This window comes from Streptomyces sp. NPDC043854, assembly GCF_056436005.1.
In genome coordinates, this window is record NZ_JBWKDK010000007.1 from 207,863 (window position 1) to 216,144 (window position 8,282).

Sequence of the window (8,282 nt, forward strand, 5' to 3'; positions counted from 1 at the left end):
CGGGCAGGTTCAGGGCAGTTCGGGAATGAACGGCAGGTAGTCCTCCGGGCCGGCCAGCGGCACCACGGCGTAGCTCGCCTCGGGGAGTTCGTTCCACACCCCCGGCAGGTCGCCCAGCGGCTCGGAGACCACCAGCCGGGTCGCGTCCGAAACCTCCCGCAGGAAGGGCAGTTCCGGGTACAGCTGGCGCACGGTCTCGGCCCGGCTGCTGTAGAACAGCGAACGGGACCTGCCCTGGCTGGAGTAGCGGAAGGCCCACACCCGCTCCCCGTCGCTGACGGCGACCGTCATCTGGAGCGGGTCGGCGACGCCGTGCTCCTTGCCCAGCCGTTCCACGAACCCGGCCATCCGGGCGACCGCACCGGGCACGTCCTGGTCGAGGCCGAAGGTGACGGCCAGGTAGAACATCACCTCGGAGTCCGTCGAGCCCTCGATGCACGGGAACAAGGCCGGGTCCACGGCCATGCACAGGTCGCGCTGGAGGCGGGCGAAGTCGGTGACGGCCCCGTTGTGCATCCACAGCCAGCGGCCGTGCCGGAACGGATGGCAGTTGGTCTGCTGGATGGCCGAACCGGTGGAGGCGCGGACGTGGGCGAAGAACAGCGTCGAGCGGATGTGGGAGGCCAGCTCGCGCAGGTTGCGGTTGCTCCAGGCCGGACCGATGTCGCGGAAGACCGCCGGCGTGCCGTTCCCGTCAGTGCTGTACCAGCCGATGCCGAAGCCGTCGCCGTTGGTGGTCTCGACCCCCATTTTCGAGTGGAGACTCTGGTTGATCAGCGAGTGCTCCGGCTGGTAGAGGACCGCGTCGAGGAGCATCGGCGACCCGGAGTAGGCGAGCCAGCGACACATGAGCACCATCCCTCTCCTGCACCCCGTCCGAGCCTAACGCGGTGCGGCGCTCCCCGCCCTGCCCGCATGTCAACCGGGGCCGGGCGTTGGGCCGGGCGGGTGGCATGGCCCGCGTCGCGTGCGGCAGGGGCCGCGGCCGGTGCACCGGCGCCCAGAATCGGTGTCTGCGGCCCAGGGAAGGGGAGGCAGTGCGCGGCGCGGTCGAGTTCCTCGTGTGGTGGGCGGTGCTGACGGGGGCCACGGTGGTGGTGATCAGCACCCCCGGCCCCGTCGAGCTGCTGGTCGCCGGAGCTGCGGCGGCCGGTGCGGCCCTGGTGGCGGGGCGGATGCGGCGCGCGGCCGGAGTGCGGGTGAGCGGGGGCTCCGGGGCGCTGCGGGCGGTCGCCGCCTTGCCCGCCGCCGCGGTGCGCGGCCTGGCCGGCCTGGTGGCCGTACTGGCCCGGCCGGCGGCGCACGCCGGCCGCATCCGGCGGATCCGGCTGCGCGAGGGCGCGGACCGGGGCTGGGCCGGGGTGGTGCTGGGATGGTCCGCCGACACCTGCGTCATCGACTTCCCCGAAGGGCGCGACCGGGTCGTGGTGCACACCTTCGCGGCCCGGCCCGGCGGACCGGAACGCGCCGTCCGCGCCACGGAGGGCCGGCCGTGAGCGGCCCCGCCCCGGGTCCCGTGCCCGCCGGATCCTGGGCGGCGGCCGCGCTCGTACTCCTCGTGGCCGCCTGGCCGGCCTGCCTGTGGGCCGCGGCCCGGGGCGGCACCCTACGCCGACTGGTGGGCGTGTGCATGGCGAGCACGGTGACCGGGGCGGTGCTCCTGCTGCTGCCGATGGCGTACGAGCGACCCGCCTACCAGGACCTGGCGCTGGTGTTCGCCGTGCTCTCGCCCGCCGGCGTGCTGGTCTTCACCCGCTTCGCGGGCGCCCCCCGGCCCCCGGGGGGCGGCTGACATGGCCCTGGTGCACGGGGCGGCCGCCGTCCTGCTGTGGGCCGGCGTCGGATGCGTGCTGGTGGGTGCGGCGGCGCTGGTGCTGCTGCGGGGGAGCCTGGACCGGCTGCACGCGCTCGCCCCGGCGGGCGGCCTTGGCGTACCGCTGATCGCCGCCGCCGTGGCCCTGGAGCAGGGACCCGGCCGGGCCGCCGCAAAGACGCTGCTGATCGGGCTGCTTTTCGCGGTCGGCGGGACGGTGACCGCCATCGCCGTCGGCAAGGCCACCGTGGACGGGCGGAACGCCGGGAGCCGCCGTGGATGACGCGCTGAACACCACCGCCCTGCTCCTCGTCGCCGCGGCCGCGACACTCGCCGTCCTGTGCCGGGAGCCCGAGCGGCAGGCGGTGGCACTCGCCGTGTTCGGACTGGCGCTGACCGTCCTGTTCCTCGTCCTCCAGGCACCCGACGTGGCCCTGGCCCAGCTGGTCGTGGGCACCGCGCTGACCCCGCTGCTGATCCTGCTCACGGCCCGCAAGGTCCGGCGCGGGCCCGCCGCCGGAGGAAGCCGCGGCCACGGCGGGCGAGGCGACCAGGGCAGCCAGGACCGCGGTGGCCGGGACCGCGGCAGCCAGGACCGCGGTGGCCGGGAGCGCGGCGGCCCGGAGCGCGGCACGAGCGGCCGCGGGATCCGGGAGCGGCGGTGAAGGCCGGTGCCCGCCTCGCGCTCCTCGGCTGCGCCGTCGCCGTGATCGCCGCCTTCCTCACGGCCGCCTGCCTGCGCCTGCCCGCCTTCGGCACCGACCGCCACCCGTACGGCGACCGGGCCGTGGCCGCGGCCCTGGCCCACCGCACCGCGAACGTGGTCTCCTCGGTCAACTTCGACCTCCGCGCCCTCGACACCCTCGGCGAGGAGTCGATCCTCCTCGCGACCGTCCTCGGGGCCACCCTGCTGCTGCGGCGGGCCCGCGACGAGCGCAAGGCCCCGCCCCGCACCGAGGCGGCCCTGCCCGGCACCCGGCTGTTCGGCGCCGTCCTGCTGCCCGTCGCCCTCACCACCGGCGTCTACGTCGTGGCGCACGGGCAGCTCAGCCCCGGCGGCGGCTTCCAGGGCGGCGTGGTCCTCGCGACCGCCCTGCACCTGGCGTACCTCGCCGCCGACTACCGGGTCCTGGAACGGGTCCGGCCGCTCGCCGTGCTCGACGTCGCGGACGTCCTGGGCGCCGTGTCCTTCACGCTGCTGGGCCTGGCCGGGCTCGCGGCCGGCGGGGACTTCCTGGAGAACGTGCTGCCCTTCGGCACCTTCAACGAGATCACCTCCGGCGGGCTCATCCCCCTGTTCAACGCCGCCGTCGGCATCGAGGTCGGCTCGGGCCTGGTCGTGCTGCTCGCCCACTTCCTCGACCAGGCCGTCGAGATCACCGAGCCGGGGGAGGGCCGGGACTGATGGGTCCGACGGCCGTCCTGCCGTTCCTCGCCGCCGGGTGGGTCCTGCTCGCAGCCCTGTACGGCCTGGTCACCAGCCGCAACCTCATCCACGCCGTGGGCTGCCTGGCCGTCGCCCAGTCCTCCACCTACCTGATGCTGCTGGGCATCGGATACCGCCGCGGGGCCACCGCCCCCGTCTACGCCGACTTCCCGCCCGGCAGCCGGCCCGTCGTCGACCCCGTCGTCCAGGCCATGACCCTCACCGACATCGTCGTCGGCGCCACGGTGACCGCCCTGCTCCTCGCCCTCACCATCCAGCTGCGCAAGCGCCACGGCACGGTCGACCCGCAGGCGCTCACCGGGCTGAAGGGCTGAGGCCCGGTGGCCGCCACCCAGGTGCTGCTGCCGCTGTCGGTGGCGATCCCGCTGATCGGGGCCGCCGTCCTGGCCGTGGCCGGCCGGTGGCTGCCCCGGACCGGCTGTGACGTCCTCGCGATCGCCGCGGCCGCGGCCGACGCCGGCTGTCTCGCCCTGCTGTGGCCGCACACGGAGGACCGGGCGACCGCCCTGCTGGGCGGGCATCCCCCGCAGGTCGGGATCGTCCTGCTGGCGGACCCGCTCGGCGCCGGCCTGGCCCTGCTGGCCTCGGTGCTGGTCCTCGCCGTGACCGTCTACTCGTGGCGCTTCTTCGACGAGCCGTCCGGCGAGCGGACCGGGGTCTTCCCCGCGCTGATCCTGCTCTTCGAAGCGGGCATGACCGGCTTCGCCCTCACCGCCGACCTGTTCAACGCGTTCGTCTTCTTCGAGCTCATGAGTGTCGCCGCGTACGCGCTCACCGGCTACCGCATCGAGGACCCCCGGCCCCTCCAGGGCGCCCTCGCCTTCGGCATCGTCACCTCCTTCGCCGCCTACTGCTCCCTCCTCGGGATCGCCCTGCTGTACGCCCGCACCGGGGAGCTGAACCTCGCCCGGCTCGGCGAGGCGCTCGCCGGCCGCCCCGCCGACGCCCTGACCGTGACCGCGTTCGTCCTCGTCCTCACCGCCTTCCTGGTGAAGGCCGCGGCAGCCCCCTTCCACTTCTGGCTGCCCGACGCGCACGCCGTGGCCCCGACCCCGGTGTGCATGCTCATGTCCGGGGTGATGGTCGAGCTCGGCGTCTACGGGGCCGCCCGCGTGTACTGGACCGTCTTCTCCGGGCCCGGCGGGATCCCGCACGAGGCGTTCCGCACCACCTTCGTCGCCGTCGGCGCGGTCACCGCCCTGCTCGGTGCGCTGATGTGCTGGCCGCAGCGGCACCTGAAGCGGATGCTGGCCTTCTCCACCGTCGGCCACATCGGCCTGTTCCTCGTCGGCATCGCCCTCCTCACCCCGGCCGGCACCGGCGCCACCGCCGTGTACGTGGCCGGGCACGGCTGCGCCAAGGCGGCCCTGTTCGGCCTGAGCGGGGTGCTGCTCGACCAGTACGGCTCGGTGGACGAGCACGGCCTGCACGGCAAGGGGCGGGCGCTGCGGACCGTCGGCGTCCTCTACGCCGTCGGGGCCCTCGTCCTCGCCGGACTGCCCCCGTTCGGCGCCGGCCTGGGCAAGGCGCTCGCCGAGGAGGCGGCCGGGCCCGCGCTGACCCCGCTGTTCCTCCTGGTCTCCGCCGTCACCGGCGGCACGCTGCTGCGTGCCGCCGCCCGGATCTTCCTCGGTGCCGGCCCGCAGCCCCGCGTACCCGCCGACGACACCGAGACCACGGGGGAGGGGGAGGAGCCCGAGGTGCGCACGGCCCGGCGGGCTCCGCCGCGGCCCATGGTCGCGGTGCCGGCGGTGCTGCTGGGCCTGGGGCTCCTCGCCGGGACCGTCCCGGAGCTCGCACGGAGCCTCGGGCACGGGGCGGTGCTGTTCACGGACCCGGCCGGGTACGCGGCCGCGGCCGGCGGCGCGGGCAGCGGGGCCCCTGCGGCGGGTACGGGTGCCGCCGTGGCGGCGGAGGAGGTGCACACGGAGTGGACGGTGCCGGGCGCGGGCCTCGGCGTGCTCTCCGCGGCGGCCGCCTGCCTGCTGGCCGCGGCCGCCCTGTGGTGGCCGCGCGCCGCCGCCCTCCTGCACCGGCCGTCGGCCGCCGCCGCGGTCCGGAGGCTGCGCCGGCTGCACTCGGGGCTGGTCGGCGACTACCTGGCCTGGCTGGCCGTCGGGGTGGCCGCGCTGCTCGTGGCCGTCGCCCTCCAGACGTGACGCCCCGAGGCCGCTTAGTACCGCTCCTCCATCCGGATCGCGGACTCCAGGTCCTCCTCCGCGTCGCCCTTCCGGCCCTGCTGCTCCTCCAACAGGGCCGAGGCGATCGCGTCGAGCTTGCGCTGGATGGCGTGCTCGGCGCGCCGTTCGGAGTTCTTCAGCAAGGCCAGCAGCAGCAGGGACACCGCGCCCATGGAGTCGCCCACGAGGTGCTGCCACTCGAGGGGCAGGCCCGCCGCGTGGACGGCCACGAAGGCCCCGACCAGGGCCATGCACAGCACCGAGAAGAGGGCGGAGCTCGTGAAGTTGGAGGCGAGCTCGGCCAGCTTCTCGAAGTGTGCCGTCCGGCCCTCGCGGGCGCGCTTCGCCGGATGCCGCAAGGTCATGGCGGGCGCCTGCCCCGTCCCGGCCGCGGTACACCCCCGGACGCGGGGCGGATGCGGGCGGATGCGCCGCGGGTCGCAGCCGGTCATCATCGCACCATGCCCGTGCTTGTCGGAACCTCCGGATGGCAGTACCGGGACTGGTCGGGGGTCCTCTATCCCGCCGACCGGCCGCAGCGGCTCTGGCTGGAGGAGTACGCCGCCCACTTCGGCACGGTGGAGAGCAACAACGCCTTCTACCGGCTGCCCTCCCCGCACACCTTCGCGGACTGGCGACGGCGGACCCCGGACGGTTTCGTCTTCGCCGTGAAGGCCAGCCGCTTCCTGACCCACGTCAAACGCCTGCGCGAGCCGGCGGAACCGGTCCGGCGGCTGATGACGCACGCCGAAGCCCTCGGCGACCGGCTGGGCCCGGTCCTGCTCCAACTGCCGCCCACCCTGCGCGCCGACCCGCAGGCCCTGGACGCCTGCCTCGCCTGCTTCCCGCCCGGAACCCGGGTGGCCGTGGAACCCCGCCATTCCTCCTGGTGGAATCCGGACGTCCGGGACGTGCTCGCCGCCCGCGGCGCGGCGCTGTGCTGGGCCGACCAGGGCTCGCGTCCGGTGACCCCGCTGTGGCGCACGGCCGACTGGGGCTACCTGCGCTTCCACGAGGGCGGGGCGCAGCCCTGGCCGCGCTACGGCCGGACCGCCCTGCGCTCGTGGGCCGGCCGGATCGCCGACGCCTGGCCGCGGGAGGCGGACGTGTTCGCCTACTTCAACAACGACCCGGGCGGGGCCGCGGTCCACGACGCCGAGGCCTTCCGGCGCCTCTTCCCGTCCTGACCTCACCGGACTCGTCACACCCGGGTCCGCTGCGGCCGCCCGCCCGTCCCCGGGGCGGGCGGAATTCGGCCAGGGACCGGCCCGGGCCCGTTTCCCGGGCCGGTTGGCCGTATCACAACCTTCCCAGTCCGCGAACCGCGTGGTGGCATGTGCATGCCCAAAGTCGAAATCCGGCTCCGGACGAATGGGGAATCGAATGGCGCTCCGCAAGCTCACCGTCGTCGCCGCGGCGGTGGCGGCGTTATCCGCACTGACCGTGCCCGCCCATGCGGAAAGCGAGACCACACCGCCGGGGAGAATCACGGTCGACGTCGTCGGCGTCAACGGATCGGGCTGCCCGCAGGGCACCGCGAGCGTGGCCGCGGCCTCGGACAACACCTCCTTCACCGTCACGTACAGCGACTACCTCGCCCAGACGGGCGGCGGCGCCGGCGGCACCGAGTTCCGCAAGAACTGCCAGCTCGCCCTCCGGATCCACGTGCCGCAGGGCTTCACGTACGCCATCGCCCGCGCCGACTACCGCGGTTTCGCCCACCTCCAGCGCGGGGCCTACAGCCAGGAGCGCGCCAACTACTACTTCCAGGGCATGGCGCAGACGGCCCGCACCGTGCACCAGTTCAACGGCCCGTACAGCGACAGCTGGCAGGCGAGCGACCGGACCGAGTACGCCGACCTGGTCTGGGCCCCGTGCGGCGAGGAGCGCAACCTCAACGTCAACACCGAGCTGCGCGTCTACCCGGGCGCCTCGAACCCGCAGGCCCTGAGCTTCATGAGCATGGACTCCACGGACGGCAGCGTCAGCACGATCTACCACTTCGCCTGGAAGGAATGCCCCGCGGTCTGACAGGGCGTGCGCACAGGAACACCGAACACACGGTCAGGAGCGACAACGATGTCCCATTCCCTGTCCCGCACCCTTCTCACCGGTGCCGCCGCAGCCGCGCTGATCGCCACGGCGACGCCGGCCGGAGCCGCAGACCACACCCCCCAGATCACCGCACCCCCCGACAAGATCGTGATCGAGCTCGCCACGGTGAACGGATCGGGCTGCCGCGAGGGCACCGCCGAAGTGGCCGTGGCCCCCGACAACACCGCCTTCACGGTCACCTACAGTGAGTACCTCGCCCAAGTCGGGCCCGGTGCGCCGCCGACCGCATTCCGCAAGAACTGCCAGCTCAATCTCCGGGTCCACGTTCCTTCGGGATTCACCTATGCGATCGTCCAGGCGGACTACCGCGGATTTGCATTCCTCCAGCCCGGAGCGTGGGGGCAGGAACGGGCGAACTACTACTTCCAGGGAATGCCCCAGACCACCTCGCGCACCCATCAGTTCAACGGCCCGCTGAACGACAACTGGCAGGCGACCGACCGGACCGAGTACGCGGATCTCGTCTGGGCGCCCTGCGGCGAAAAACGCAACTTCAACATCAACACCGAACTGCGGGTGAATGCGGGGACGTCGAACCCGCAGGCCGCCACCAGCTTCATGACGATGGACTCCACCGACGCCAGCGTGAGCACGCTCTACCACCTGGCCTGGCGTACCTGCCCCGCCCCGCGCCGGTAGCCGGCAGCCGTACCCCGGCGCGGGTGGGGCGGGGGGGAGGGTGGGGGGCTCCGCGAAGGGCGGAGGGGGGGGAGGTAAGTGGGGGGAA

The 8,282-nt window shown here is 74.1% G+C and carries 12 protein-coding genes; 10 read left to right on the forward strand and 2 right to left on the reverse strand.

Annotation, left to right across the window (positions count from 1 at the left end; all coding sequences use genetic code 11):
* Positions 1 to 9: 9 nt before the first annotated feature.
* On the reverse strand, positions 10 to 849 hold the full coding sequence (locus AC068A_RS09925; RefSeq protein WP_478583288.1) for a class II glutamine amidotransferase: 840 nt from the start codon (positions 847 to 849) through the stop codon (positions 10 to 12).
* 188 nt (positions 850 to 1,037) lie between these two features.
* Between AC068A_RS09925 and AC068A_RS09930 the strand changes: the two genes are divergently transcribed.
* Genes AC068A_RS09930 through AC068A_RS09960 form a run of 7 tightly spaced genes read left to right on the forward strand, consistent with a single transcriptional unit; the run spans position 1,038 to position 5,419 of the window.
* A complete protein-coding gene (locus tag AC068A_RS09930; RefSeq protein ID WP_478583222.1) occupies positions 1,038 to 1,496 on the forward strand; it encodes a hypothetical protein in 459 nt (152 codons plus the stop codon).
* Positions 1,493 to 1,792 (forward strand): MrpF/PhaF family protein, encoded by a 300-nt coding sequence (locus AC068A_RS09935; protein WP_478583225.1) that lies wholly within the window; start codon positions 1,493 to 1,495, stop codon positions 1,790 to 1,792. The genes AC068A_RS09930 and AC068A_RS09935 overlap by 4 nt, the downstream gene beginning before the upstream one ends.
* Before the next feature lies 1 nt (position 1,793).
* Positions 1,794 to 2,096 (forward strand): monovalent cation/H(+) antiporter subunit G, encoded by a 303-nt coding sequence (locus tag AC068A_RS09940; protein WP_478583228.1) that lies wholly within the window; start codon positions 1,794 to 1,796, stop codon positions 2,094 to 2,096.
* Positions 2,089 to 2,478, forward strand: a complete 390-nt coding sequence (locus AC068A_RS09945) for a Na(+)/H(+) antiporter subunit B (protein ID WP_478583231.1) — start codon at positions 2,089 to 2,091, stop codon at positions 2,476 to 2,478. Before AC068A_RS09940 ends, AC068A_RS09945 begins: the two co-directional genes overlap by 8 nt.
* Positions 2,475 to 3,218, forward strand: a complete 744-nt coding sequence (locus AC068A_RS09950) for an MnhB domain-containing protein (protein ID WP_478583234.1) — start codon at positions 2,475 to 2,477, stop codon at positions 3,216 to 3,218. The genes AC068A_RS09945 and AC068A_RS09950 overlap by 4 nt, the downstream gene beginning before the upstream one ends.
* On the forward strand, positions 3,218 to 3,574 hold the full coding sequence (locus tag AC068A_RS09955; RefSeq protein ID WP_478583237.1) for a sodium:proton antiporter: 357 nt from the start codon (positions 3,218 to 3,220) through the stop codon (positions 3,572 to 3,574). Before AC068A_RS09950 ends, AC068A_RS09955 begins: the two co-directional genes overlap by 1 nt.
* A 6-nt stretch (positions 3,575 to 3,580) precedes the next feature.
* Positions 3,581 to 5,419 (forward strand): complex I subunit 5 family protein, encoded by a 1,839-nt coding sequence (locus AC068A_RS09960; RefSeq protein WP_478583240.1) that lies wholly within the window; start codon positions 3,581 to 3,583, stop codon positions 5,417 to 5,419.
* Positions 5,420 to 5,433: 14 nt separating this feature from the next.
* Here AC068A_RS09960 and AC068A_RS09965 read toward each other — a convergent pair whose 3' ends face one another.
* On the reverse strand, positions 5,434 to 5,805 hold the full coding sequence (locus AC068A_RS09965) for a hypothetical protein (protein WP_478583243.1): 372 nt from the start codon (positions 5,803 to 5,805) through the stop codon (positions 5,434 to 5,436).
* 96 nt (positions 5,806 to 5,901) lie between these two features.
* On the opposite strand from AC068A_RS09965, the gene AC068A_RS09970 reads away from it, so the two are divergent.
* From AC068A_RS09970 to AC068A_RS09980, 3 genes are all read left to right on the forward strand, one after another.
* Positions 5,902 to 6,627: a DUF72 domain-containing protein gene (locus AC068A_RS09970; RefSeq protein WP_478583245.1), complete on the forward strand. Its 726-nt coding sequence runs from the start codon at positions 5,902 to 5,904 to the stop codon at positions 6,625 to 6,627.
* A 196-nt stretch (positions 6,628 to 6,823) separates the two neighbouring features.
* On the forward strand, positions 6,824 to 7,471 hold the full coding sequence (locus tag AC068A_RS09975) for a DUF4360 domain-containing protein (protein WP_478583248.1): 648 nt from the start codon (positions 6,824 to 6,826) through the stop codon (positions 7,469 to 7,471).
* A gap of 60 nt (positions 7,472 to 7,531) precedes the next feature.
* Complete coding sequence (locus AC068A_RS09980; protein WP_478583290.1) at positions 7,532 to 8,194, forward strand: DUF4360 domain-containing protein; 663 nt, start codon at positions 7,532 to 7,534, stop codon at positions 8,192 to 8,194.
* Positions 8,195 to 8,282: the final 88 nt, after the last annotated feature.

Coding starts and splice junctions, on each gene's coding strand:
- AC068A_RS09925 (WP_478583288.1), bottom strand. CDS start 849: ATGTGTCGCTGGCTCGCCTACTCCGGGTCGCCGATGCTCCTCGACGCG.
- AC068A_RS09940 (WP_478583228.1), top strand. CDS start 1,794: ATGGCCCTGGTGCACGGGGCGGCCGCCGTCCTGCTGTGGGCCGGCGTC.
- AC068A_RS09955 (WP_478583237.1), top strand. CDS start 3,218: ATGGGTCCGACGGCCGTCCTGCCGTTCCTCGCCGCCGGGTGGGTCCTG.
- AC068A_RS09965 (WP_478583243.1), bottom strand. CDS start 5,805: ATGACCTTGCGGCATCCGGCGAAGCGCGCCCGCGAGGGCCGGACGGCA.
- AC068A_RS09970 (WP_478583245.1), top strand. CDS start 5,902: ATGCCCGTGCTTGTCGGAACCTCCGGATGGCAGTACCGGGACTGGTCG.
- AC068A_RS09975 (WP_478583248.1), top strand. CDS start 6,824: ATGGCGCTCCGCAAGCTCACCGTCGTCGCCGCGGCGGTGGCGGCGTTA.